The sequence below is a fragment of the Patulibacter sp. NPDC049589 genome (assembly GCF_040675535.1).
Lineage (GTDB): Bacteria > Actinomycetota > Thermoleophilia > Solirubrobacterales > Solirubrobacteraceae > Patulibacter.
In genome coordinates, this window is sequence record NZ_JBFAPC010000081.1 from 1 (window position 1) to 25,117 (window position 25,117).

The window sequence follows — 25,117 nt, forward strand, 5'->3', positions numbered from 1 at the left end:
GGGCGTCGGCGGTGCGGGACGCGTCGCGCAGGGCGGGGACGAGGTCGGCCTCGTGGTCGGCGACCGCGTCGCCGGTCCGCGCCATGCCGGCGACGGCGCGGCGCAGCGGGTCGCCGCCGATCGCCCGGGTCGTCCGGGCGACGTTCCCCAGCAGCTCCGGCGCGCGGCGCAGCGTACGGCTCGTGGCGCGGACGGTGCCGTCGTCGGACGCGACGTCCAGGCCGCGGGCGATCCGGCGGACGCTGCCGCGGGTCGGGGCGTCGGCCAGGCGCAGCACGCGGTCGAGCGGGACGTAGGACGTGGTGCGCGACGCGGGCAGCACCGTGTCGCCGAGCGCGGGCTCGTCGCCGGACCCGGGCGTCAGCTCGACGTACGAGTTGCCCTCGAAGATCAGCCGCGGCCAGAGCGCGGCGGAGGCGTCGCGGCGGACCTCGCCGACGTCGTCGTGGAGCTCGAGGGTCACGACGACGCGGTCGCCGTCGCGGGCGATCTTCGCGACCTTCCCGGCCTCGGTGCCCGCGACGCGGACCTCGCTGCCCGTCTTCAGGCCGCTGGCGTCGCGGAACGCCACGCGCACCGTCTGGGGGTTCGCGAACGGGTTCGGCCGCTGCCAGGCGAGCAGGACCAGGAGCACGACGACGAGCACGGCGATCGCGCCGCGCAGCCACATCGGCACGGGCGGGCGCCCGGACCAGCGGCCGCGGGCGGGCCCGCGGCCGCCCGTGGCCGTCGGCGTGGTGGTCACTTCGAGCACGCCTTCCGCTCCTTGGACGCCACGCCGGGCGCCGGGTACGGGTCGCGGTTCTGGTGGCAGGTGAGGACCATCGAGAAGCGCACGGCCCGCGCGCCCTTGGCGAGCCCGTCGTCGAACGTGAAGTTGCCCCAGCGGTCGAAGCCGGTGACGGCGTCGACGATGTCCTGCCGGTAGGGGGCGAGGTACGAGCTCAGCGGGCCCAGCGGCGTCGCCAGCGGGGTCAGCAGCGCCGCGGGGTCGCGCGCGTCCTGCAGGACGGGGCGGGCGGCCGCGAGGACGGGGGTCGCCGCGGTGCCCAGGCGCCGGAAGGCCTGGATCCCGCGGGTGCCGCCGAGCGCGGCGTTCAGCGACGGCAGCGCGTCGTCGAGCGCGGCGGTCACGGGCCGCAGCCCGTCCGCGGTCGCGCCCGCGTCGGCGAGCAGCCGGTCCGCGGCCGGGAGGACGGCGCGCAGCTCGTCCTGCGCGGGCGGCAGGCCCTGGAGGGTCTTCCGCAGCGCGGGACCGGGGACGGCGGCGACGACGCGGCGCAGCGCCGGGGCGACGCCCGCGACCTGGCCGTCGGCGTCGAGCGCGCGCAGGACGGGGCCGGCGGAGCCGAAGAGCCCGCGCAGCGCCCCCGGGGCGGGGTTCGCGGCGCGGGCCAGCGGGGTCGCGCGCTCCAGCGTGTCGGGGAGCGCGGCGACCACGTGGTTGAGTTCGTCGCCGCGGCCGTTCAGGCCGCCGCCGACGCCCTGGACCGTCCGGCGCAGGGCCTTCCGGGTCGTGGCGTCGAACATCGACGCGACGTCGCTGAGCTGGGTGGCCGCGGCGGCCGGGCCGCGGACGATGCCCCCGTCGGCCAGCGGACGGGACGCGTCGCCCGGCCGCAGGTCGACGTAGACCGCCCCGGCCACGCCGCGCAGGCGCACCGCCGCGGTGGCGTCGCGGCCGATCGGGCCGGCGTCCAGGGCGATCGTGACGAGGGTGCCGGCGGCGCCGTCGTCGCGGGTGCCGCCGCTGTCGGTCCCGCGCGCGCCGGCCGTGGCGGCCAGCTCGCCGGCCGTCGCGGCGCGCACCCTGCGCACGACGCCGGCGCGCTCGCCGGCGATCCGCACGTCGTCGCCGTCCTTCAGGAGCGGTGCGCCCTCGGGGACCGCGATCCGCACGGTGTAGGGGTTCGACAGCGGCCCGCCGTCGATCGCGACGGTCGAGAGGTAGCCGCCGATCAGCACGACGGCGAGCAGCACGAGGCCGAGCACGGCGTCGCGGCGGCGACGGTCGGCGGAGTGGGCGGGACGGCGGCGGCGACGGATCGGCATCACGGGGCTCCGAACGCCTTCAGCAGGCAACCGGGCTCGATCGGGACGCCGAACGCCTCGCAGGAGAAGACCGCGGCGCCGCGCCAGTAGTTGCGCGCGGGGTCGGCGAAGACGTCGAGCGGCTGGCGGCCGGGCTCGGCGCCCTGGTCGGCGAAGTTCACGAAGAAGCCCTTGGAGATCGCGGGCGCGGCCTCCTGGAACGCCGCGACGGTGCGGTCGAGGTCCGGGGAGATCGAGGTCAGGGTGTTCAGGCCCGCGGTGAGCGAGGTGAAGGTGCCGCGGCCGTCGCCCAGCGCCGAGCGCAGCTGGGTGAGCGCCGGTCGCAGGTCGGACGCGCGCGAGGCCTGCCGGGCGAACGGCCGCAGGCGCTGCACGGCGGTGGTCAGGCCGGGGGAGAGGGCGCGCAGCTCGTCCGTCAGCGGCACGGCGCGGTCGACGGTGTCGCCCAGCGCGCCGGCGGTGCTGCGGACCTTCGCGAGGGTGTCGGGCAGGGCCTGGACGCCGGCGCGCAGCGGGGCGCGGCGGGCGGCGACCGTCGACAGGCGGCGCTGCAGGCCGACGAGCCCGCGCTCGCCCTCCGACGACGTCGACGCGAGGTCCCCGACCGCGCGCCCGGCGTCGCCGATCACGGAGTCCAGCGAGGCCTGCTGGCTGTCGAGCTCGCGCAGCACCCCGTCGGTGGCCGTGACCGCGGGGCGCAGCGCCACGAGCGTGCGGGCGAGGTCGCCGCCGCGGCCCGCGAGCGCCCGGCCGCCCTCGACGAAGAGCGCCCGCAGGCCGTCGCGCACGGGCTCGTCGAACGTCTCGAGCACCTGCTCCAGGCGCGGCGCGTTGACGGTGCGGGCGACTGGGATCGCGCCGGTCAGCGGCCGCGAGGAGGCGCCGGGGGAGAGGTCGAGGACGACGTCGCCGAGCAGGTCGGCGGGCCGGATCGCGGCCTGCGCGTCGGCGCGCGGCGGCTGCAGGCCGTCGTGCAGGCGCATCGTGACCCGGGCGGTCCCGCGGTCGGTCAGCTCGATCTTCGACGTGCGGCCGGCCTTGGCGCCGGCGATCAGGACGTCGGCGTCGACCACGAGGCCGCGCGCGTCGGCGAACTCCGCGACGACCTCCGTGCCCTCGTCGCCGCGGACGAGCCGGTCGACGCCGAGGATCCCGCCGACGGCGGCGAGCACCGCCACGAGGACGACCAGGAGCACGGCCCCGGAGACGGCGGGGCGCCGGGACCGGCGGGGAGCGGGCGCGGTCACGGCGACGTCTCCTTGCTGGAGAACGTCGACCTGAAGCCCGTCCAGGGCGTGTCCTGGAGCGATCCGGGCGGCCGCAGGAACGGCCGCACCAGGCTGCCGGGCTCCTGGCCGGTCGGCGACGCCACGCGGTTGGGCGTCGGCGGCAGGACGATCCCGACGCGGGCGCCGTGCCCGTTCTTGTCGTAGACGCTCGTGAAGTCGGCCCAGTTGGCGAAGAACGAGAAGAAGTCGGGCAGCCGGACGCGGAACTCGTCGAGCATCGGGTTGGCCTTGGCCAGCGCCGGGGTCGCGGACCGCAGCAGCGGCGCGAGGTCGTCCACGAGCGGCTGGATCGCGGCCAGGCGTGCCGGCCCGTCGGTGGTGACGGCGCGGAACCGGCGCAGCACCGGTCGGGCGGCGGTCAGCGTCGTGCGGGCCTCGGGGGCGATGGCGCGGACGGCGGTGACGGCGGGCGCGGCCTGCCGGACGGTGCGGCGCAGGTCCGGCGTCTGGCGGCGCAGGCGGTCGAGCGTCGCCCGCGGCGCGCGCAGGCCCGCGGGCAGGGCGGCGAGGCCGCGGCCGAGGGCCTCCTGCTCGGCCGCGGTGTCCCCGAGGACGGCCGCGAGCCGGTCGACGGCCGTGCCGGTGGTGCCGGGGGCGGACGCCAGGGCCGCGGTCACCTGCCGGGTCGACGAGACGACGCGGCGCAGCGACGCGCCGTCGGCGTTCAGGTCGCCGACGGTCGACGCGGTCTCCTGTAGGGCGGCGCGGGCCCGGCGCAGCGTGCCGGCCAGGGCCTCGCCCCGGCCGTCGACCGCGTCGGCGGTCCCGGCGACGATCCCGCGGACGGCCCGCCGGGTCTTCGGGTCCAGGGTGCTCAGGAGCTGCTCGACCTCGACGGGCTGCTCGGTGTGGGCGAGCCCGAGGGTCGCGCCGTCGCGCAGCGCGGGGCCCTTCCCGTCGTCGATCGCGACGACGCGGTTGAGCTGCCCGCTGAGCGAGACGATCCGCAGGTCGGCGACCGCGCCGCGGTGCAGGCGCTCGTCGCCGTCCAGCCGCAGGACGACGCGCGGGCGGTCGCCCTCCAGGCCGATCTTCTCGACCCGCCCGACGGTGACGCCGCCGCGCTGGACCTGGGCGCCCTCGACGAGGCCGGGGACGGCGTCGAAGATCGCGGTGACGCGCGGGCCGTCGACGTCGTCCCACGGCTGGGTGACGCCGAGGGTCGCGACGACCGCCACGACGACGGTGCCCCCCACGAGCGCGCGGGGGCGGAGGACGCGCTGCGGCGCGCTCATCCGATCGGGATCCTCGAGTTCGCGCCCCAGAACACCAGGGTCCCGAGCATCGAGATCGTGGTGACGCCGATGACGCTGACGGCCATCGAGCGGGCGGTGGCGATCCCGACCTCGACGGGTCCCCCGCGCACGCGGGATCCGAAGAACAGGGCCACGAGGACGACCCAGCCGGCGATCAGCATCCCCTTGATCACCGAGAAGAGCACGTCCCACTCGTCCTGGAACGAGAGGAAGAAGAGCTTCCACGTGCCGGGCGAGACGTCGCCGAAGCGGACGACCGACATCAGGTAGGCGGCGACGAAGGAGCTGGCGATCGCCAGCAGGTAGGCGATCGGCAGGACGATGGCGCAGGCCACCAGGCGCGTGATCGCCAGGTACGCCAGGGACCGGGTGCCCATGGCCTCGAGCGCGTCGACCTCGTCGGACACGCGCATGGCGCCGAGCTCGGCGACGATCCCGCAGCCGACCTTGGCGGCGAGGATGTAGCCGAACACGAACGGCACGACCTCGCGCAGGCTGCACCAGGCGGAGAAGCCGCCGGCGATCGGGTCGAAGCCGAACGCGCGGGCCAGGGCGGTGGACTCGAGACCGCAGGAGCCGCCGGCGAAGAACGCGGCGGCCATGATCACGAGGACGGAGCCCGACGCGATCAGCGCGGCCTGGCGGACCGTCTCGGCCCCGAGCGTGCGCACGCGCGGGAGCTCGCGGAGCAGCTCGCCGGCGAAGCTCGTCAGCTCGCCCATCAGGGGCAGGAAGCCGCGGATCTTCGTCGCGTCGACGGTGTCGTCGAGGCTGACGCCGGCGCCGCCGCGCCGGCGAGCGGCCTCGCGGCGCAGGGGCCCGTCGGGCGGCGTCGCCCCGGGCGCGGGCTGCTCGGTGACGCTCATCGGAGGACGTTGACCTCGGGGAACGTCGCGAGGAACCACTGCGTGTAGACGAGGTTCACGACGAAGATCGCCATCAGGGAGCCGACGACCGCGCGGTTGACGGCCCGGCCGACCCCGTGCGCGCCGCCCTGGGCGTTGAGGCCGTGCCAGGAGCTGATGATCCCGATCAGCCCGCCGAAGATGCCGACCTTCACGACGCTGCCGAGCAGGTCGAGGAACGTCACGTTCGACATGAACGAGGAGACGAACGCGCCGGTCGTGCCGTCCAGCACCCCGACGGAGGCGACGTAGCCGCCGGCGACGCCGAAGACCAGCGCGAAGACGTCGAGGACCATCAGCATCATGACGAGCGCGAGGGTGCGGGGCGCGACGATCGCCGCGACCGGCTCGACGCCGAGCGTCTCGAGCGCGTCGATCTCCCCGCGCACGCGACGGGTGCCGAGCTCGGCGGCGAGCATGGTGCCGACGATCCCGGCGACGACGGCCGCGGTCACGAACGTGCCGAACTCGCGGACGATCGCGACGACCATGAAGCCGCCGGAGCGGTCGGTGGACCCGAACGCCTCGAGGAAGTTGCCGGCCTGCAGGCCGGGGCCCGAGAAGCCGAAGACCGCGACGGAGATCGCGATCGGCCAGAACGACGAGCGCAGCAGCTCGATGCAGGCGATCACGAACTCGCGCCGCCAGGCGAACGGCGGGGTCACGAGCGCGCGCACGACGGCGCCCGTGAGCGCGACCATCCCGCCCCAGCGGCGTAGCCGGTCGCCGACGGCGGACGCCAGGCGGCCGGCGGCGGTCGGGACGACCGGCGCGGGATCCCCGGCTGGTCGGCCGGATGACGCGGTGGCGTCGGTCGTGGTGGTGGAGGCGTGCACGGTGTGTACGGAGATCAACGTTCGTACCGGTACGGGACGGTACGGCGTTTCTCTAGCGTGGGTAAATGAAAAACATAAACCCGATCTGCAATGTGCATAATAGCGACCCGAGTACGACAGACGTCCGAAAGCCTGGAAGTGGATCTGGATATCCGCTTTTCGGTGATCGGTCGCAGGAGTCGGTCGTCGATCACCCCAGATGCGCCCGTCGGGCGCCGACCCCAAGGACCAGATGCAAGCGATTTGGAGGGCGTTCCCAACGGGGCGCCGAAGCCTCGCGGCCCTCGTGGCCGCCGTCGTCGTGCTCAGCGCCGCCTTCGCGCTCACGAGCACGCGATCCGCGCACGCGGGTCCGAGCGACACGCCGATCAGCCCGGAGTTCCTCGCGAACACCCTGAGCCGTGGCCTGAAGCTCGGTCAGGTGGACAACAACACGATCCCGGGCGCGCTCGAGAAGCGCAACAAGGCGGAGACCGATTGGAAGGCCGCTCAGGACAACTACAAGCGGCTCTACGCGATCGCGACCGCCCCGGGCGCCACGGCGGCTCAGAAGGACGCCGCGCGCAAGGCGTACCCCGACGGCCGCGCGAAGCCGGAGTACAACGTCGTCTGGTCCGGCAAGCAGAACGTCGCCGACATCAACGCCGACGTCATCTCGAAGCTCGTCAACAACCTGACGATCAACCCGCAGGGCCTCCTCGAGCTCCTCGGACCGCAGTTCCTGCCGGGCCTCGACGGCTTCCAGGTCCTGGACGTCCGCAAGTACAACACCGACGGCTCCGAGAACGACGACTACGGCAAGGTCGTCAACTTCGTGCAGCTGCCGCTGCCGTTCGGCATCGAGAACGAGCCGCACCACATGCAGTACGAGTGGGAGGACGGCGACCCGATCATCGCCGGCGCCCTCTTCACGTCGAGCACGTGGGTGTTGAACGTCGACGACATCCCGAACATCACGCTCAAGAACAACATGAACCTGCTGGAGACCGGGTACTCCATCCCGGACGCGTACGACTCCGTCGGTGACGGCCGCTTCATCGGCACGTACATGGGCGGTCCCGTCGCGAACTTCGGCGGCTCGCCGGGCGCGATCGCGGTCTTCAAGCCCGATGCCCAGAAGGGCCTCGTGCTCGAGAGCGTCACGCCGGGCGGCAACATCCTGGCGACCGCGCCGGGTGGCAAGAACGCCAACGGCGTCCCGGAGCCCTGCTCCGTCCAGGAGTCGCGGCCGCTGGGCACGTGCGCCAACCCGCACGGCATCCAGATCCGCCAGGACCTGAAGACGATGATCACGTCGGACTACGCCGAGCCGCGCGAGATCGTGCTCGACCCGGTCAAGACGCTCGACAAGTACGCGTTCCGTCCGACGATCCGCTCGTGGGACACGTCCAACCCGGGCGCCCCGCGCCTGACGTCGGTCGCGCACGCTCCCGTCGGTTGGCGTCAGCCGGCCCAGCGGGCGCACGAGAACTACGGGATCATGGAGAACGCCAAGACCTGGCCGACGACCAAGGACTTCCCGGACACCCTGGAGTCCAAGGGCGCGTTCGCCGGCTCGATGTGCGGCGGCGGCATCTTCTTCACGCCGGACATCACGAAGCTCAAGGGCGACGCGACGGACAAGTGGGTCCAGGTCTGGGACGACGGTCTGTCGAACCTCCTGACCAAGGACGACACGTCCAAGTTCCTCGACCAGCCCGGCGACTGCGCCGGTGGTGCCTGGCACCAGGTCTCGCGCAACAACAAGTGGTTCTTCCGCTCGGTCCAGGGTCGCAACCCGGGCTCGGACAACTACTTCGACCAGGGCGCCACCAAGGAGATCTACGACCTGGACATCCAGGACCTGATCAAGTCCGCCCAGGACGGCAAGGTCGCCTGCGACCTGACCAAGGGCATCGACACCAACGGTGACGGCAAGGTCGACCTCTCCGCCATCAAGGCCGTGTACAAGCTGGCGCAGGGCGAGAAGGTCGCGGACTGCCCGACGCAGATCGACACGCTGAAGGTCAACGACCCGACGACCGGTGGTCCCCACTGGGCGGCGCTCGACAACCACAGCTACCAGCCCGACGGCTCGCCGACGCGCCTGGCGTTCTCGGACTACTTCGTCTCGCGGTCCGGCGTCGACGGTGACCACCGGTACTACATCGTCAACATCGACAAGGACGGCAAGCTGTCCTACGACGAGGACTTCCGCGACGAGAAGACGGGCGCCCTGGGCGTCAACTTCAACCGCCGCGACTGGCCGGGCTCGAAGGACGGCGGGTTCTACAAGCCGCACTCGATGGTCTGGGTGACCCCCAAGGGCATCTCGCCCAAGGGCCAGGCGCCGCTCCCGATCGTCCCGGCCGACGCGCCGGTGGCGACGAAGGCGAAGAAGGTGGCCTACAAGGTCGGCTCCGTGAAGTCGGCCCTGAAGAAGCTCATCAAGAAGCGCAAGACGACCCTGAAGGTGACCGCCAAGAACGGCGCGATCACGAAGATCAAGGTCGTCGTCAAGGACGCGAAGAAGAAGACCGTCGCGTCCGCCGGCAGCAAGTCCCTGAAGGCCGGGAAGTCCGGCAAGTGGACGATCAAGGGCAAGAAGGCCCTGGCCAAGAAGTCCCGCTACACCGTCACGATCACCGGCAAGTCCGGCAAGAAGACGGTCAAGGGCACCTGGAAGGTCCGCCTGTAGGCGCACCCTGAAATGCCCACGAACGCTCGTGGGCGTCTCGTGACGCGGCCGCGGTGGATCTCCACCGCGGCCGTTCTCACGCTGGCGCTCCTCACACTGATCCTGCCGGCCACCGCGTCGGCCCATCCCTCGCTGGTGCAGTCCTCCCCATTGGGCGGCATCTCGACCGAGACCGTCCCACGCGAGGTCCGCCTCGCCCTGACGGAGGACGTCATCCCGCGCGGGTCGTCGATCGAGGTGCGCCGCATCGGTTCCGCCCCGGAGGGTCGCGTCCTGCGCGCGGCCCCCCGGCAGGCGGGGTCGTCGGGCCTCAGCCTGGCCCTCCCCAAGCTCCCGCCGTCCGTCTACGAGGTGCGCTGGGTCGCCCTCGGGTCCGACGGCCACACCACCGCCGGGTCGTTCCGCTTCGGCGTGAGCGGCAAGGGTGGCTCCCCGCCGCCCGGCGCCGAGCGCCTCTCCGGTCCCGGCTCGACCGCCACCGGCGGTCGCGGCGACGAGGACGCGGCGTCCGACGGCACGTTCGCCACGATCGTCCGCTGGCTCGGGCTGCTCGGCGTGTCCGCGCTGCTCGGCGGCGCGCTGCTGCGCCGCCTCGAGCGCCGGGCCGAGGACGCGTCGGACGAGCGCGTCGCGACGACCGCCGGCCGCGCGGCCGCCGACCTCCGCTGGCGCCGCGTCGCGGCGCTCGGGCTCACGCTCGCGCTGTTCGGCGCGGCCGAGGCCGTCGCCGTGCTCGCCACGGCCGGCATCGGCGACCCGTCGTTCGCCCTGCTGACGAACAACGCCAACGGCCGGGTCGCGCTCGCGCGCCTCGTCCTGATCGCCGTGATCGGCATCCCCGCGCTGCGGGCCGCGGCCTGGCGCCGCAAGGACGGGGCGCTGCCGCGCGCCGACGGCCTGCTGCTCGCCGCGGGTGCCGTCGGCATCCTCGGCTACGGCATCGACGGCCACGTCCAGGGCGGCACCGGCTCCCAGCTCTTCCCGACGCTCGTCGGCGGCCTGCACGGCCTGGCCGCGGGCGTCTGGCTCGGCGGCCTGATCGGGCTCGTCCTGCTCGGCGGCGACCGCGTCCGGGCCTTCAAGGCCTACGCGCCCGCCGCGGTCGGGGCCACCGCGGTCCTCGCGATCACCGGCACGATCGCCGCGCTGCGGGAGGTCGACGGCTGGTACTTCCTCCGCTGGAGCGACTACGGGCGCCTGCTCCTGATCAAGATCGTGCTGGCGATCGCCGCGGTCGTGCTCGGCGGCCTGACGTGGCGCCGGCTCCGTGCCAGCGACGACGGCACCGCGCTGCCGACCCGTTCCCGCCGCGTGCTGCGCGTCGAGGCGGGGCTGGCGATCCTCGTCGTCGCGGCGGCGTCGATCCTCGCCGGACTCGTCCCCGGCCGCGGCCAGCCGGTCGCCGCCCAGCGCGGCAACCTGCTCGGCGGCCCGGCGCTGGCGACGGCGTCCAGCGACGGCGACCTGCTCCGCGTGACGATCGCCCCTGCGACCCCGGGTCCCAACCGGCTGGTGATCGAGCCGACCGGCCTCGACGAGGGTCCGTCGAAGACGACCACCCGCGGGATCTCCGTGCGCCTGCGCTGCGCGTGCGCGCGCGGCGAGGTCCGGGCCACGCTCCGCAAGGGCCGGGGCGACGCGTGGAGCACCGACGTGACGCTGCCGGCCGCCGGCACCTGGTTCGCCTACACGGCGGTCACCGGGCGCGCGGCGACGTCGCCGGTGGCGCTGACGATCGGCGACACCGCCAAGGGCGGCCCCAAGCCGCGCCTGGCGATCCAGACCGCCGACCTCTCGGGCCCCGAGTCGCGTCGCTGCCGGGCCCAGGCCCAGGGCGTCGCGCTCGGCATCGGCCGCCTCAACGCGGCCGGCGGTCTCGACGGTCATCGCAAGCTCGTCCTGCGCACGGTCGACGACGGCGGGTCGCCCGCGCGGGCCGCCACGGCCGTGAAGCAGGCGCTGACGGACGACGCCGTGATCCTGGCGGCGCCGTGCGGCGAGGGGGCCGGTGGCGCCATCCGGGCGGCCGGCGACCTGCCGACGGTCGTCGGCGATCCCTCGGCGCCGATCGCCGGCGGGCGGCACACCTACCGCCTCGCGGAGGATCCGCGTGACGAGGGCCTGGCCCTCGGCGGCTACATCGCCGACCAGGGCTTCCGGCTGCGCACGGACGCTCCGCGCCGCGTCAGCCTCGTGCGGGTGGGCCGCTCCGTCGGCGACGCCGACCAGCTGGCCGGCCTCCGCGAGGGCCTGAAGCCCGCGAAGGTCACGCTCGACGAGATCGACGACCCGACGGAGGCCGAGTTCCGTCGGGCCACCCGGCCGGACCGGGTCGTCTCCACGGTGATCACCGGCGACCGTCGCAGGCTCGCGCAGCTCCTGGACGCGCTGGGCGGACGGGCGACCGCGCCGGTGCTCGCCGGCGGTGCGCTGTTCGACGAACGGCTGATCATCGAGAGCGGCGCCGCCGGCCTGCAGGGCACGGTCAGCTCGCCGTCCTGGGTGCGGCTGAACTCCCGCGACGGCGAGGCGTACTCGACGATCATCCCGCTGCTGTTCCCCGGTGAGCGGCCCTCGATCGCGGGCCTGCAGGGCTACGCGACGGGGCTGGCGCTCAACGAGGGGCTGAAGGACGGCTCGGACCCGGCGAAGGTCGCCGCGCGCCTGGACCGGCCGCGGGGCTTCACCGACGTCATCACGTCGCCGTGGCTGTCGACGGCCCGCACGCGCGGGGCGCCGCTGTTCACGATCGTGAAGCCGACGTTCCTGCCGGAGAACCTGATCCCGTCGGTCGTCGGGGGCGGGGGCAGCGTCAGCGGCCGCTACTTCGTCGGCGGCTCGTGGTCGCCCCTGGAGGGCGCGGTCTACGGCGCGGCGATCCCCGGCGGGCCGGACCTCGGCGCGCCGAAGACGCCGGTCCTGCCCGGACCGGGTGCTCCGGGCCCGCCCGGCGGCACCCCGATCCCGGAGACCGGCGGGGTGAAGGCGCCGTAACGTCGGGATGGAGGGCGTGGCGCCGCGCGGCGCCGCGCCGGGACCGGGCGCCGTACGCTGGACGCGTGCAGCGCGCCGACCCGATCGCCCCGGATCCGCCGGAGCTTCAGGACGCCCCGGGCGTCCCGCCCGCGAAGGAGGAGCCCGCCCCGCCGGAGCTCCCCGCGCGGGCGGCGACGTCGTGGCGGGCCGTCGGCGTGCTCGTCGTGGGGGTGCTCGTCCTCGTGGGCGTCCTCCTCGCGCGCGTCCATCCCAGCTTCGACGGGGAGCTGCTGTTCCAGCTGACGCGCTACGTCGCCTGCGCGGGCGCGGTCCTCGTGCTGCCGGGCTTCGCGCTGGCGCGGGTCGTGACGCCGCGGCGCCTCGGCAGCTGGTGGCCGGTGCTCGTCCTGCCACTGGGGTTCGCCGGCAGCATGGTCGTGCTGACGGTGCTCGCGCTCGTCGGCCTGCGTCCGCGCCCGGCGACGATCGTCTTCGTGCTGCTGTGCCTGGCGGCCTGCGCGTGGACGCTGCTGCCCGGCCGTGGCCGGGTGCCGAAGGCCGACTGGCCCGCGAGCGTGGCGATCCTCGTCGGCGCCGCCGGCGCCGGCCTGCTGACGCTGATCCCCGTCCTGCACGCCGGCTACCTGACCGTCCCGGGCAACAACCCCGATGCCCACCAGGTCGTCGGCGTCGCCTGGTACCTGCAGGAGGCCTATCCCCTGGGCACGCACACGCAGACGGCCCTGGACCGCGTCCCGGCCGCCTGGGCGGGCCGGATCCCGATCTTCCACCCCTACGGCGCCGCGATCGAGCTCGGGCTCACCGGGCCGATCCAGATGTTCGCGCCGTTCGTGGCCTTCCTGACCGCCGCCGTGGCGATCGGCGCGGGGCTCTTCGCCGCCGCCGCGCACCGCCTCCCCGGCTGGGGCGCGGGCGTCGTCGGGCTGGTCGTCGGCGCGTCGGCGTCGACGCTCTTCAGCGCCCTGCACCCGTACTACAACCAGCTCTGGGGCATGGCGCTGATGACGACCGCGCTGGCGCTCGCGTGGGTCTGGCTCTACGAGGACGACACCCGCGCCGGCGCGTTGACGATCGTCTTCCTCGTCCTCTCGCTGATCGCGTACCCCACGACGCTGCCGTACGCGGTCCTGGTGATCGGCGCGATCGCGATCGGGGCCCGCAAGCGCCCGCGCATCCCCGCCGGCGTCCGGCGCCGCCTGCGCCGGATCTGGCCGCTGATCCTCGTCTTCTTCGGCCTCTCGGTGCTCGGGGCGCTGGCGAAGCTCGCCGGGGTGCTCGGGCAGTTCGTCGGCGACACCCCGTTCTGGCAGGGGGACATCAACGTCTTCCCGCCGCACGGGGCCGCCTACGGGCTGGACGACAACGTCGCCCTGGTGCCCGTGCTGGTGGCGGTGGTCGCGGTCGCGACGCTGCTGCGGCGCGACCGCCGCGCCGGCCTGGCGTGGCTCGCCCTCGCGGCGCTGCTGCTCCTGCTGGACGTGATCCTGCGGGGCCGCGGGACGGCGGAGTACGTCGACTACAAGCACGTGACGTTCACGGCGCTGATCCTGCTGCCGCTCGCGATCGGCGGCGCGATCGGCGTGCTGGCCGAGCTGCGCCGGCCGTCCCTGAAGGCCGCCCGGCGCGTGGTGCCCGCCGCGGTCGCCGCGATCGCCCTGGTGGCCTGGGGCGTCCCGGCGTACTCGGCGTCCCGTGACCAGGTGACGAACACCACGCCGAACGTCACGCCGCAGCTGTTCGAGCTGCTCGGCTGGACGAACCAGATCCCGAAGGGCTCCTCCGTCCTGATCGACCTGCCGGCGTCGGGCACGCAGCTCTGGGCGACCCTGTTCCTCGGCCGCGAGCACCCGCTGGCGACGACCGACCCGGTCTCCAGCACCACGACGTACTCCGTGGCGCCGCGCGGCAAGCGGGCCGACTACGTCCTGGGCCTGAAGCTCGACCTGCGCACCGGCCGGCCGGTGCCGCCGCCGCGCTGGGCGTCGGGCCGCCCGCTGATCCAGAACGGCCAGTTCGGGCTCTGGCGGATGGTGCTGCCGCCCGCCGAGGCCGCGACCGTGCCGAAGACCGCGTCGACGCGGCTCGTCGAGCCGCATCCGGAGCCCTTCGGCGAGGCCGCGCGCCGCAACCTCCTGGACATCACGGGCAACCCCTCGCGGGTCAAGGGGTTCTGAGGGCCGGGCGGGGTCCGGCGCCGTCGCGCCGACCCACGGTCGACCGCGGAGGACTGCGGCCGCGCGGGTCAGGCCGCGGCGTCGGCGGTGCCGCGCGCGCTGCGGCGCTGGCTCTCGTCCGCGACCCGGACGAGGAACGCCGGGTTGCCCAGCAGGTAGCGCTTCCACATCCGGCGGGGCTCGACGGCGAGGCGGAAGATCCATTCCCAGCCGTTGTCGGCCAGCCACGACGGGGCGCGCGGCACCTGGCCGGAGACGTAGTCGAAGAGCGCGCCCACGGTCCAGAGGACGGGGGAGGAGCAGCGGCCGGCGACGGCGTCGGCCCACAGCTCCTGCTTCGGGCTGCCCATGCCGATCAGGACGATGTCGGGCTGCGTGGCCTCGATGTCCTCGAGCACCCGCTCGCCGTGCGGCGACGCCGGGTCGAAGTAGCCGTGGTGCGTGCCGGCGATCCGCAGCCCCGGGTGCCGGACCCGCAGCTGCTCGCCCGCGCGGGCGGCGATGCCGTGGTCGGAGCCCAGGAGGTACAGCGAGAGGTCGCGCTGCTCGCAGAGGGCGGCGAGATCCCAGATCCAGTCGGCGCCGGTCATCCGGTGCGGCGACTCGACGTCCAGCAGGCGGGCGGCCAGGCGCACGCCGTACCCGTCGCAGTAGACGAGGTCCGACGTGCGCAGGATGCGGCGCAGCTCCGGGACCATGTGCGTCTGGTTCAGCACGTGCGCGTTGGCGTACATGACGCGGCGGGTGCGCTGCTCCTCCGGCGGCGTCGCGCGGTGCTCGGCGACCCACGACGTGATGCGATCGAGCATCGCCGGCGGCGTGTCGAGCTCGATGTCGATGTCGAACATCCGGACGGAGCCGGCGGGCTCGGGCGGTGACGGGGCGGGCAGGACCATGGAGAGGTCCCATGCTAGACGCGCCGACGCCCGAAGGGGTGATGACCCCGGCGCCGCCCCGCGGTTACGCGCACGGTGTCCGCGGTGGACGGACGATCGGGGGCGCGGACGCCGTCCCGGGCCCCGTGGGATCCTTCCCGGGTGACGTTGCGCGCCGCCTTCGACGCCCGGGACGCGCTCCAGGCCGACCTGCGCGGGTGGGGCCGCTACGCGGCGGACCTGCTCTCCGCGCTCGGACGCCGCGACGACGTGCGCGTCGTCGGCCACGCCGGCGGCGACCGGCTGCCGGAGATCGCCTGGGAGCAGCTCGGCTGGCCCGCGCGCCTGGCCGGCCGCGACCGCCCCGACCTGCTGCACGCCCCGAACTGCTTCCTGCCGCTCGTCCGGCCGTGCCCGGGCGTCGTCACCGTCCACGACCTCGCCTTCGAGGTCCACCCCGACGACTTCACGCCCCGCACCGGCTGGAAGTACCGCACGTTCACGCGCCGGTCGGTGCGCTCCGCGGAGGCCGTGATCTGCGTCTCGCGGGCCACCGCGGACGACGTGCTGGAGCGCTACGACGCGGACCCCGCGCGCGTGCACGTGGTGCCCAACGGGCCGTCGCTGCCGCTGGGGGACGCCCCGGTCCCGGACGGCGAGCGCCCGTACCTGCTCGCCATCGGCGACCTGCGGGCGAAGAAGAACCTCGAGCGGCTCGCCGACGCGTGGCGGCGGTCGGGGCTCCCGCACCGGCTCGTGATCGTGGGCGCGGGCGGCACGCACGCGCCGGACACCCCCGGGGGCCGGCTGGCCGCCGGGCTGCGCGCCCGCGGCGTCGAGCTGCCCGGCTACCTGCCCGACGCGGAGCTCGACGCGCTGCTGCGCGGCGCCGCCGCCCTGGTCCACCCGTCGCTGTTCGAGGGCTTCGGGCTCGTGGTGCTGGAGGCGATGGTCCGCGGGGTCCCGGTGGCCTGCTCCGACATCCCGTCGCTGCGCGAGACGGCGGGCGGCGCGGCGGTGCTGTTCGACCCCCGCGACGTCGAGGACCTCGCCCGCGCGCTCACCGACGTCGTCGCCCGCGGGGACGTCCACGGGCCGCTCGGGCGCACCCGCGCGGAGGCCTTCTCGTGGGACCGCGCCGCCGAAGAGACGGTCGCCGTCTACCGTCTGGTGGCCTCGTGAGCCGCGTCACGATCCTGATCCTGTCGGTCAACGAAGCACCGCTGCTGCGGTGGTCGCTGCCCGCTGCCTGCGCGCAGGGCGCCGACGAGGTCGTCGTCATCGACAACGCGTGCACCGACGCGACGCCGGAGATCACGGAGGAGCACGGCGCCCGCCGCCTGCGCCTGACGCGCCGCCGCGGGTACGCCGCGGCGATGAACGCCGGCCTGGCGGCGTGCGGCGGGGACTGGATCCTCTGGTGCAACGCCGACTGCGTCCTGGAGCCGGGGTTCCTCGAGGCGCTGCGACCACACCTCTTCAGTCCGACGCTCGGCTCCGTCGTCCCGCGCCTGATGCGCGCGACCGGCATGGAGCCCGAGAAGCGCCTGAACGAGCTCGACGCCGCCGGCATGACGATCGACCGGCGCCGCAAGAACACGCTCGTCGGCCACGGCGAGTCGCCGGAGCTCTACACCCGCTCGGGCCCGGTCTTCGGCGGCGACGGCGCCTGCGTCCTGTACCGGCGCGAGTGCCTCGAGGAGTGCGCGATCGGCCTGGAGGTCCTCGACGAGGACATGGGCCTGTGGGCGACCGACGCCGACCTCGCCTGGCGCGCCCAGCTGCTCGGCTGGGAGTCCCGCTACGAGCCGCGCGCCGTCGCCTGGCACAAGCGCTTCTACAGCCCGTCGACCCGCAGCCAGGTCGACGAGGCCCACCGTCGCCTGCAGTTCCGCAACCGGCTGCTGATGGTCATCAAGAACGAGTCGTGCGCGGGCTTCCTGCGCAGCTGGCCGTCGATCGTCGGCTACGAGATCCTCGCGCTCGGCTGGGCGATCCTGCGCGAGCGGTTCCTGCTGCGCGCGTACGTCGACGTGGTGCGGCAGCTGCCGGCCGCGCGCCGCCGGCGCCGCTGGGTCCAGGCCCGCCGCCGGGAGGCTCTCCGCGGACGCCTCGGGGCCGCCCGCCGCGCCGGAGGACCCCCGTTCGGCCTGCTGCCGCCCGGCCCGCCGGCGCCCGTGAACGACGTCCCGGGCAACACCCCCGGCACGACGCCGCAGCCCTCGGCCTGACGCCACGCCGGGCCGTCACGATCCGCCTCGCGGGTCCGGCCGGGAGGGTCCCGACGCCGGGCGCCACGCCGCTCGCGGGAGTGCGGATCCGTCGTGCGGCGCGAGGAGTCCGGCCCGCGTGGTCCAATACTGCGTCGTGCAGGCGTTCTCCCGATCACCGATCCCGCGTCCGGGACGACGTCTCGCGGTCCGCCTGATCCTCTCGGGGCTGCTCGTCGTCGTCCTCAGCGGCAGCGCCGTGGCGGGCGGCATGGAGCTCGCGGTCGACAAGGTCATCCCGGAGCTGCCGAACTTCGCGCTCCCGCAGGCGCCGGTGACGGACAAGCCGGCGGATCCGGGGAGCCCCCAGACGCTCCTCCTCACCGGTCTGGACCACCGGTACGCCGACGGCAAGGGCGCGCCGAGCCGGTCGGACACGATGATGCTCGTCCGCCTGGACCCGAAGGCGAACGCGACGACGATGCTGTCGCTGCCGCGCGACCTCGAGGTCACCATCCCGGGCTACGGCATCACGCCGCAGAAGCTCAACGCCGCGTGGGCGCTGGGTGGCCCGCGCCTGCTGACCCGGACGATCCGCACGACGCTGCTGGGCACGGAGGCGGAGCCCTTCCGGATCAACGGCGTCGTCGCGATCCGCTTCGACGCGTTCTCCAAGGCCGTCAACGAGCTCGGCTGCATCTACACCGACGTCGACCGCAAGTACTTCGTCGCCCCCGGCGCCGGCTACGCCCAGATCGACCAGCCCGCCGGCTACCAGCTGCTCTGCGGTCAGGCCGCGCTCGCCTACGTCCGCTTCCGCCACAGCGACAGCGACATCACCCGCGAGGCCCGGCAGGCGAACTTCCTCGCCGACATGCGCACGCAGGTCGACGCGCAGGACGCGATCACCGGCGGCCTGATCAAGGCGATCACGCCGTACGTGCAGACGAGCATCCAGGGCAACCGGCAGACCCTGCGGATCGCCAAGCTCCTGCTCGGCATCTCCGGCAAGCCGACCAAGCGCGTGAAGCTCGCCACGTCGTTCACGCCGGACGGCGGCGTCTCGACCACCCCGGACGCCCTCGCGCGGGCGGCCCGCCAGTTCCTGAACCCGCCCGCGGTCAAGAAGCCGTCGTCGACGACGAAGAAGGCCTCCTCCTCGAAGAAGACGAAGACGTCGAAGAAGAAGCGCTCCTCGACCCCCGCACTGCCGGCCACGATGATGACCGACACCGCCGGCGCCGCGCAGATCGCCGCGACCGTCGCGCCCGACGTGCGGGGCCTGCCGATCTACGTCCCCGGCGCGCGGCTGTCCGCGGGCACCTACGCCCCGATCGACTCGCGCGGCTACGAGATCCTCGACAAGCACCGGCAGCCCAAGTGGCACGCCTACCGCGTCGTCGTCGGCACCAACCAGGCCGGCGAGTACTACGGCATCGAGGGCACCACCTGGAAGGACCCGCCGATCCTGCAGCTCGCGGCCGGGTCCGTCCGGCTCGCGGGCCGGACGTGGCGGGTCCAGTACGACGGCGGCCGCATCCGCCGCCTCTTCTGGCAGAGCCCGCACGCCACCTACTGGATCAGCAACACGCTGGGCGACGACCTGACCCCGCGCGAGATGTACGCGCTGGCTCGCAGCTTCGCCCGGCGCGCCGGCTCGGCACCGGCGACCTCGGGCTCGGGATCGAGCGGGACCGCGACGGCGCCGAGCGGCACCGGCGCGACCGGCACCGGGACGGCGGGACTGCCGCCCACGACGAACCCCGCGACGGGGCTGGCTCCCGCGAACTGAGGTCCGGCGGAGCCTCGGCTCCGTCCATGCCCGTTTCTGTCCGTATCGCCTCCGCATGCCTGCGGTTCCCCCGTTCATGTGCTTGACACCACAGATCATTCTGCGGTACAAACTCAAACACAGGCAAACGGGCCGAAAGCAACATGTACGCGGAAGAACGTCAACAGCGCATCGTCGAGCAGGCCAGGGCCCAGGGCCGGGCGGAGGTCGCCGTGCTCGCGTCCGAGCTCGGGGTCACCGCCGAGACGATCCGCCGCGACCTGACCGCGCTGGAGCGCCACGGGCTGCTGCGGCGCGTCCACGGCGGGGCGATCCCCGTCGACCGGCTCCGCTTCGAGCCGGGCCTCGCGACCCGCGACGCCGTCCGCCAGGACGAGAAGGAGCGGATCGCCGTCCGCGCGCTGGACGAGCTGCGCGACGCGGCCACCCTGATCCTCGACGCCGGGTCCACGACCTCGCGCCTCGCCGAGCTGCTGCCGTCCGACCGCGAGCTGACGGTCGTCACCGACTCGCTCGCGATCGCCACGACGCTCTCCTCCCGCACGAACGTCACCCTGCTGCTGCTCGGCGGCCGCGTCCGCAGCCGCACGATGGCCGCCGTCGGCGACTGGGCGATCGCGCAGCTGCGCGGCCTGCTCGTCGACGTCGCCTTCGTCGGCACCAACGGCGTCTCCAACGGTCGCGGCCTGACGACCCCCGACCCGGACGAGGCCGCCGTCAAGCGGGCGATGATCGCCGCCGGCCGCCACGTCGTCCTGCTGGCCGACCACACGAAGGTCGGCGACGACCAGTTCGCGCGCTTCGGCGACGTCTCCGACGTCGACGTCCTGATCTCCGACACCGGACTCGACGCCGGCACGGCCACCGAGCTGGCCGCCGCCGGCCCGCGGGTGGAGCGCGCATGATCGTCACGGTCACCCCCAACCCGAGCCTCGACGTCGCGCTGCACGTCGACGAGCTGCGCCGCGGCGAGGTCCTGCGGGCCACCGCCGAGCGCCACGACGCCGGCGGCAAGGGCCTGAACGTCTCGCGAGCCCTGGCCGCCAACGGCGTGCCCTCCCGCGCGGTCATGCCGCTCGGCGGCAGCACCGGCGCCGACCTGCTGGCGCTGCTGGCCGGGGACGCCGGGGTGGAGCCCGTCGCGGTCCGCGTCTCGGGCGCGACGCGCTCCAACGTCGGGATCGTCGAGCCCGACGGCACGCTGACGAAGGTCAACGCCCAGGGCCCGGTCCTGACCGCCGACGAGGTCGGCGCGCTGCGCGACGCGATCCTCGGCGCGGCCGACGGCGCCGACTGGGTCGTCCTGGCCGGCAGCCTGCCCAAGGGCCTGGCCGACGACTTCTACGCCGGCCTGATCGCGCCGCTGCAGGCCCTCGGCGTCCGCGTCGCGCTGGACAGCAGCGGCGTCGCGTTCGAACGCGCGCTCGGCGCCGGGCCGGACCTCGTCAAGCCCAACGTGCACGAGCTCGCCGAGGTCCTCGGCCGGTCGCTGCGCACCGTCGGCGACTTGGCCGACGGCGCTCGCGCGCTGCGCGACCGCGGCCCGCGCACGGTGCTCGCCAGCGCCGGGCCCGACGGCGCGGTCCTCGTGGGCGCGGGTGAGGCCCGCCACGGCGAGCCGCCCCCGATCGTCCCCGCCAGCTCCGTCGGCGCGGGCGACGCGATGCTCGCCGGCTACCTCGCGGCCACCGAGGGTGCGACGCCCGCCGAGACGACCCCGCACGGCCCGGTCGCGGCGCTCACCGCCGCCCTGGCCTGGGGCGCGGGGGCGGCGTCGCTGCCCGGCAGCCGCATGCCGCGGCCCGCCGACCTGCACCCCGAGGGCGTCCGCGTCCACGCCGCCCCCGACCGCGATCGCGGGCTCGAGGAGCCCGCGGACGCCCCGAACCTCCCGGAGGGCCCCGCGCCCGCCGCCCCGGCCCCCGCGGCCGCCCCCGTCGTGCCCGGCGCACCCGCGCCGAGCACCCATCCCGTCACGTCCACCGAAGGCCCCGTCCGATGACCATCACCACCGCCGATCTCGTCGAGCTGCAGCTGCCCGCCGGCATCGACCGCGCGCAGGCCACCACGATCCTCGCGCAGCGCCTCGCCGCGTCCGGCCGCGTGACGGACCAGGAGGGCTTCCTCGCCGACGTCCGCGCCCGCGAGGAGCAGATGGCGACCGGCCTGGACGGCGGCATCGGCATCCCGCACGCGCGGTCCGCCCACGTCGCGCAGGCGAGCGTCGCCTTCGGCCGCAGCGCCGACGGCGTGGACTTCGGGGCCGAGGACGGCCCCGCCACCCTGATCTTCCTGATCGCCGCTCCCGACGGGGCCGGCGCGGAGCACATGAAGATCCTCGGCAGCCTGGCGCGCAAGCTCATCCACGCCGAGTTCAAGGACGGCCTGCGGGGCGCGCCCGACGCGGCGGCCGCGGCCACGATCATCAACGACGCGGTCGCCGTCTGATGCGCATCGTCGCCGTCACCGCGTGCCCCACGGGCATCGCGCACACGTACATGGCCGCCGAGTCGCTCGAGGTCGCGGCCCGGGCCGCCGGCCACGAGATCACGGTCGAGACCCAGGGGTCCGCGGGCTCGACGCCGCTGACGGCGGAGGAGCTGGCCGGCGCCGACGTCGCGATCCTCGCGGCCGACATCGGCGTCAAGGGCCGCGAGCGCTTCGCGCACCTGCCGATCGTCGAGGGGCCGGTCAAGCGCGGCATCAACGACGCGGAGGGCATGCTGGCCGAGGCGCAGGCCGCGGTCGACGCGCAGCCGGCCGTCGATCCCGCCGCGAAGCTCGACACCTCCGGCAAGGTCCCCGCGAATCCCGCGCTGGCGTCGGTCGTGGCGCCCGGCTACAAGCCCGGCCCCGGCGCGCTCCTGCGCACCTGGCTGATGACGGGCGTCAGCTACATGATCCCGTTCGTCGCGGCCGGCGGGCTGCTGATCGCCATCTCGTTCCTGATCGGCGGCGCGTCGATCGCCACGCAGGTCAACGGCGGCACGTTCGACGGGCACACCTACAAGGAGATCTCGGACGTCACCGACATCTGGGGCCAGGTCGGCATCGCCGGCGTCCTCTACTACATCGGGAACACCGCGTTCTCGATGCTCGTGCCGATCCTCGCCGGCTACATCGCCTACGGCATGGCCGACCGCCAGGGACTCGTCCCCGGCATCGTCGGCGGCCTGCTCGCGGTCTCGATCGACGCGGGCTTCCTCGGCGGCCTCGTCGCGGGGCTGCTCGCCGGCGCCGTCGTCCTCGCGATCAACCGGATCCCGGTCCACAAGAACGTCCGCGGGATCATGCCGACGGTCGTGGTGCCCCTGGTCTCGGTGACCGTCGTCGGCATCCTGATGATCGCGGTGGTCGGCTCGCCGATCGCGTCGCTGATGGACACGATCACCGACTGGCTGAACGGCCTGAACGGCACGAACGCCTGGGTCCTCGGCGGCCTGCTCGGTCTGATGATGGCCTTCGACATGGGCGGCCCGATCAACAAGGTCGCCTACACCTTCGGCGTCGCCTCGCTGGCGTCGGGCAACCAGGACATCATGGGCGCCGTCATCGCCGCCGGCATGACCCCGCCGCTCGCGCTGGCGCTGTCGACCGTCGTCCGGCCGAAGCTCTGGACGACCGAGGAGCGCGAGGCCGGCAAGGCCGCCTGGCTGCTCGGCGCGTCGTTCATCACCGAGGGCGCGATCCCGTTCGCCGCCGCCGACCCGCTGCGCGTCATCCCGTCGCTGATGGCCGGCTCCGCCACCGCGGGCGCCCTCTCGATGGCCTTCGGCGCCAGCTCGCCGGCCCCGCACGGCGGCGTCTGGATCATCGCCCTGATCGGCACCCCCGGGCTCTGGCTGGTCGCGATCCTCGCCGGCACGGCCGTCAGCGCGATCTGCGTCTCGTTCGCCAAGACGGTGGGCCGGGCCCCGGCGGCCACGGCCACGGAGGCCGGCGCGAGCACGCCCGCGGCCTCGCTCACCACCGCGGTCCACGGCTGAGCCGCCCGCACCCACCTCGAACGCCAGGACCATCACCATGCCCCAGCTCACCGTCGCCGTCGGCTCCTCCGTCGGCCTCCACGCCCGCCCCGCGTCCCTCCTCGTCGCCGCGGCGGGCAAGGCCGTCGCCGGCGGCTCGGCCTCGTCCGTGACGATCGCCAAGGACGGCTCCGAGCCCGCCGACGCTCGCTCGATCCTCTCGGTCATCGCGCTCGGCGCCGGCCCCGGCGACGAGGTCGTCCTCGCCGCCGAGGGCGACGGCGCCGACGCCGTCCTGCAGGAGCTCGCGGCGATCGTCGCGAGCGAGGAGGACTAGGACCGTGCTGAGCCCGACCACCTCCTCGAGCGGGGCGGCCACGGCCGCGTCCTCGTCCGGCACGGGTGCGCCGGGCTCCGCGTCCTCGTCCGCCGTCCTGCAGGGCGTCGGCGTGTGCGCCGGCGTCGCGGTCGGCCCGGTCGCCCGCCTGGGCCTCCCGGCCGCCGTCCCGCACGACCTGCCCGCGCCGGACGACGTGACCGCCGAGGCCGCGCGCGTCCGCCAGGCGCTCGCCGACGCCGGCGAGGCGCTGGACGCCCGGGCCGCCGCGGCCCGGGAGCACGGCCGCGACGAGGCCGCCCAGATCCTCGACGCCCAGGCGATGATGGCCCGCGACTTCGTCCTCGCCGACCGCGCCGCGGCGCTGGTCACCGAGGGCAACGCCGGCGCCCACGCCGTCGCCACCGCCCTGGCCGGCTTCCGCTCGCAGCTCGAGGCGGCCGGCGGCTACCTGGCCGAGCGCGCCGCCGACCTCGACGGGGTCCGCGACCGCGTCGTCTCCACCCTGCTCGGCGTGCCGCTGCCGGGACTGCCCGACCCGGGGCACCCGTTCGTCCTGGTCGCCGAGGACCTCACGCCCGCCGACACCGCGACCCTCGACGTCGACGCGGTGCTCGGGATCGTCACCGCCGCCGGCGGCGCGACGAGCCACACGGCGATCATCGCCAAGTCGCTGGGCATCCCCGCGATCGTCGGCTGCCGCGCGTCCGAGGACCTGGCGGACGGCACCACGGTGCTCGTCGACGGTGCCGACGGCACGCTGCTCGTCGACCCCGCGGACAACGCGATCGCCGCGCGTCGCGACGCGTTCGAGGCCCGCCGGGCGCTGGCCGCCGCGCACTCCGGCCCCGGCCGGACGAAGGACGGTCACCCGGTCGGGCTGCTCGTCAACCTCGGCGCGGGGGAGGACCCCGCCACCGCCGCCACGGGCGACGTCGAGGGCGTCGGCCTGCTGCGCACCGAGCTGCTCTACCTCGACCGCGCGACCGCCCCCACGCTCGAGGAGCAGACCGCCGCCTACCGCGAGATCTTCGCCGCGTTCGCCGGCCGCAAGGTCGTCGTCCGCACCCTCGACGCGGGTGCCGACAAGCCCCTGCCGTTCCTGACCGACCCCGACGAGCCCAACCCGGCGCTCGGCGTCCGCGGCTACCGGACCTCCTGGCGCCACCCCGACCTGCTCGACGACCAGCTGCGCGCGATCGCGGCGGCCGTCGCGGCGGTCGAGGCGGACACCGGGGCTCCGGGGGACACCGACGCGGCGGCCGGCGCGATCGCTGCCGCCGACGTCTGGGTCATGGCCCCGATGATCGCGACGCCCGGTGAGGCCCGGGCGTTCGCGGCCGCCGCGAAGGGCCACGGCCTGCGGACGGTCGGCACGATGGTCGAGGTGCCCGCCGCCGCGCTGGCCGCCGACGCGCTGATCGGGGCTTGCGACTTCGTCTCGATCGGGACGAACGACCTCTCGCAGTACACCTTCGCCGCCGACCGCCTGCAGTCCGAGCTCGCGGGCCTGCTGGACCCCTGGCAGCCCGCGTTGCTGCGCCTGATCCAGATGGTCGGCGCCGCCGGCGCCGGGCAGGACACGCCGGTCGGCGTCTGCGGCGAGGCCGCCGGCGACCCGCTGCTCGCGCCCGTCCTCGTCGGGCTGGGCGTCACGAGCCTGTCGATGGCGTCGGGCAGCGTCCCGGACGTGCGGGCCGCGCTGGCGGCCCGCACCCTGGAGGAGTGCCGGGCGCGGGCCGCGACGGCGCT

At 74.8% G+C, this 25,117-nt stretch carries 19 protein-coding genes; 12 read left to right on the forward strand and 7 right to left on the reverse strand.

The genetic code is table 11. The features are described 5' to 3' along the window. The 6 genes from AB0L40_RS15730 to AB0L40_RS15755 all read right to left on the reverse strand — a co-directional run. On the reverse strand, nucleotides 1–754 hold a 754-nt coding region (locus tag AB0L40_RS15730; protein WP_364356212.1), incomplete at its 3' end, for an MlaD family protein. Further along, a complete protein-coding gene (locus AB0L40_RS15735) occupies nucleotides 742–2,052 on the reverse strand; it encodes a hypothetical protein (protein WP_364356215.1) in 1,311 nt (436 codons plus the stop codon). The genes AB0L40_RS15730 and AB0L40_RS15735, both read right to left, overlap by 13 nt. After that, nucleotides 2,052–3,299, reverse strand: a complete 1,248-nt coding sequence (locus AB0L40_RS15740; RefSeq protein WP_364356218.1) for an MlaD family protein — start codon at nucleotides 3,297–3,299, stop codon at nucleotides 2,052–2,054. The genes AB0L40_RS15735 and AB0L40_RS15740 overlap by 1 nt, the downstream gene beginning before the upstream one ends. After that, the gene (locus AB0L40_RS15745) at nucleotides 3,296–4,576 is read right to left on the reverse strand and encodes an MlaD family protein (protein WP_364356221.1); all 1,281 of its coding nucleotides are present in this window, start codon (nucleotides 4,574–4,576) and stop codon (nucleotides 3,296–3,298) included. Before AB0L40_RS15745 ends, AB0L40_RS15740 begins: the two co-directional genes overlap by 4 nt. Beyond that, complete coding sequence (locus tag AB0L40_RS15750; RefSeq protein WP_364356224.1) at nucleotides 4,573–5,463, reverse strand: ABC transporter permease; 891 nt, start codon at nucleotides 5,461–5,463, stop codon at nucleotides 4,573–4,575. Before AB0L40_RS15750 ends, AB0L40_RS15745 begins: the two co-directional genes overlap by 4 nt. Further along, the gene (locus AB0L40_RS15755) at nucleotides 5,460–6,338 is read right to left on the reverse strand and encodes an ABC transporter permease (protein ID WP_364356227.1); all 879 of its coding nucleotides are present in this window, start codon (nucleotides 6,336–6,338) and stop codon (nucleotides 5,460–5,462) included. Before AB0L40_RS15755 ends, AB0L40_RS15750 begins: the two co-directional genes overlap by 4 nt. Nucleotides 6,339–6,624: 286 nt before the next feature. Here AB0L40_RS15755 and AB0L40_RS15760 point away from each other — a divergent pair, with 286 nt between their 5' ends. The 3 genes from AB0L40_RS15760 (at nucleotide 6,625) to AB0L40_RS15770 (ending at nucleotide 14,186) form a co-directional block, all read left to right on the forward strand. Continuing rightward, nucleotides 6,625–9,015: a hypothetical protein gene (locus tag AB0L40_RS15760; RefSeq protein WP_364356230.1), complete on the forward strand. Its 2,391-nt coding sequence runs from the start codon at nucleotides 6,625–6,627 to the stop codon at nucleotides 9,013–9,015. 12 nt (nucleotides 9,016–9,027) lie between these two features. Next, nucleotides 9,028–12,009 carry an ABC transporter substrate-binding protein gene (locus AB0L40_RS15765; protein WP_364356233.1) on the forward strand — a complete coding sequence of 994 codons (2,982 nt, stop codon included), beginning with the start codon at nucleotides 9,028–9,030 and terminating at the stop codon, nucleotides 12,007–12,009. Between the two features lie 65 nt (nucleotides 12,010–12,074). Continuing rightward, complete coding sequence (locus tag AB0L40_RS15770; RefSeq protein ID WP_364356236.1) at nucleotides 12,075–14,186, forward strand: hypothetical protein; 2,112 nt, start codon at nucleotides 12,075–12,077, stop codon at nucleotides 14,184–14,186. 68 nt (nucleotides 14,187–14,254) lie between these two features. Here AB0L40_RS15770 and AB0L40_RS15775 read toward each other — a convergent pair whose 3' ends face one another. Beyond that, nucleotides 14,255–15,082 (reverse strand): WecB/TagA/CpsF family glycosyltransferase, encoded by an 828-nt coding sequence (locus tag AB0L40_RS15775; RefSeq protein ID WP_364356239.1) that lies wholly within the window; start codon nucleotides 15,080–15,082, stop codon nucleotides 14,255–14,257. Nucleotides 15,083–15,223: 141 nt separating this feature from the next. Between AB0L40_RS15775 and AB0L40_RS15780 the strand changes: the two genes are divergently transcribed. The 9 genes from AB0L40_RS15780 to ptsP form a co-directional block, all read left to right on the forward strand. Beyond that, nucleotides 15,224–16,243, forward strand: a complete 1,020-nt coding sequence (locus AB0L40_RS15780) for a glycosyltransferase family 1 protein (protein ID WP_364356242.1) — start codon at nucleotides 15,224–15,226, stop codon at nucleotides 16,241–16,243. Then, nucleotides 16,240–17,292, forward strand: coding sequence for a glycosyltransferase (locus AB0L40_RS15785; RefSeq protein WP_364356245.1), 1,053 nt, complete (start codon nucleotides 16,240–16,242; stop codon nucleotides 17,290–17,292). The genes AB0L40_RS15780 and AB0L40_RS15785 overlap by 4 nt, the downstream gene beginning before the upstream one ends. A 118-nt stretch (nucleotides 17,293–17,410) precedes the next feature. Continuing rightward, nucleotides 17,411–19,063 carry an LCP family protein gene (locus tag AB0L40_RS15790; protein WP_364356248.1) on the forward strand — a complete coding sequence of 551 codons (1,653 nt, stop codon included), beginning with the start codon at nucleotides 17,411–17,413 and terminating at the stop codon, nucleotides 19,061–19,063. A 143-nt stretch (nucleotides 19,064–19,206) separates the two neighbouring features. After that, nucleotides 19,207–19,968, forward strand: coding sequence for a DeoR/GlpR family DNA-binding transcription regulator (locus AB0L40_RS15795; protein WP_364356251.1), 762 nt, complete (start codon nucleotides 19,207–19,209; stop codon nucleotides 19,966–19,968). Next, on the forward strand, nucleotides 19,965–21,065 hold the full coding sequence (locus tag AB0L40_RS15800) for a 1-phosphofructokinase family hexose kinase (protein WP_364356254.1): 1,101 nt from the start codon (nucleotides 19,965–19,967) through the stop codon (nucleotides 21,063–21,065). Before AB0L40_RS15795 ends, AB0L40_RS15800 begins: the two co-directional genes overlap by 4 nt. Continuing rightward, on the forward strand, nucleotides 21,062–21,511 hold the full coding sequence (locus AB0L40_RS15805; protein WP_364356257.1) for a PTS sugar transporter subunit IIA: 450 nt from the start codon (nucleotides 21,062–21,064) through the stop codon (nucleotides 21,509–21,511). The genes AB0L40_RS15800 and AB0L40_RS15805 overlap by 4 nt, the downstream gene beginning before the upstream one ends. Beyond that, a complete protein-coding gene (locus tag AB0L40_RS15810; RefSeq protein WP_364356260.1) occupies nucleotides 21,511–23,049 on the forward strand; it encodes a PTS fructose transporter subunit IIBC in 1,539 nt (512 codons plus the stop codon). The genes AB0L40_RS15805 and AB0L40_RS15810 overlap by 1 nt, the downstream gene beginning before the upstream one ends. Nucleotides 23,050–23,086: 37 nt before the next feature. Continuing rightward, nucleotides 23,087–23,365 carry an HPr family phosphocarrier protein gene (locus tag AB0L40_RS15815; protein ID WP_364356263.1) on the forward strand — a complete coding sequence of 93 codons (279 nt, stop codon included), beginning with the start codon at nucleotides 23,087–23,089 and terminating at the stop codon, nucleotides 23,363–23,365. Nucleotides 23,366–23,369: 4 nt separating this feature from the next. Continuing rightward, nucleotides 23,370–25,117: phosphoenolpyruvate--protein phosphotransferase (ptsP, locus tag AB0L40_RS15820; protein ID WP_364356266.1), on the forward strand; the 1,748-nt coding region annotated here is incomplete at its 3' end.

Excerpts from the sequence above, each read along its gene's own strand:
- AB0L40_RS15735 (WP_364356215.1), bottom strand. The coding sequence starts at position 2,052 with ATGCCGATCCGTCGCCGCCGCCGTCCCGCCCACTCCGCCGACCGTCGC.
- AB0L40_RS15745 (WP_364356221.1), bottom strand. The coding sequence starts at position 4,576 with ATGAGCGCGCCGCAGCGCGTCCTCCGCCCCCGCGCGCTCGTGGGGGGC.
- AB0L40_RS15750 (WP_364356224.1), bottom strand. The coding sequence starts at position 5,463 with ATGAGCGTCACCGAGCAGCCCGCGCCCGGGGCGACGCCGCCCGACGGG.
- AB0L40_RS15765 (WP_364356233.1), top strand. The coding sequence starts at position 9,028 with ATGCCCACGAACGCTCGTGGGCGTCTCGTGACGCGGCCGCGGTGGATC.
- AB0L40_RS15775 (WP_364356239.1), bottom strand. The coding sequence starts at position 15,082 with ATGGTCCTGCCCGCCCCGTCACCGCCCGAGCCCGCCGGCTCCGTCCGG.
- AB0L40_RS15795 (WP_364356251.1), top strand. The coding sequence starts at position 19,207 with ATGTACGCGGAAGAACGTCAACAGCGCATCGTCGAGCAGGCCAGGGCC.
- AB0L40_RS15800 (WP_364356254.1), top strand. The coding sequence starts at position 19,965 with ATGATCGTCACGGTCACCCCCAACCCGAGCCTCGACGTCGCGCTGCAC.
- AB0L40_RS15805 (WP_364356257.1), top strand. The coding sequence starts at position 21,062 with ATGACCATCACCACCGCCGATCTCGTCGAGCTGCAGCTGCCCGCCGGC.
- AB0L40_RS15810 (WP_364356260.1), top strand. The coding sequence starts at position 21,511 with ATGCGCATCGTCGCCGTCACCGCGTGCCCCACGGGCATCGCGCACACG.
- AB0L40_RS15815 (WP_364356263.1), top strand. The coding sequence starts at position 23,087 with ATGCCCCAGCTCACCGTCGCCGTCGGCTCCTCCGTCGGCCTCCACGCC.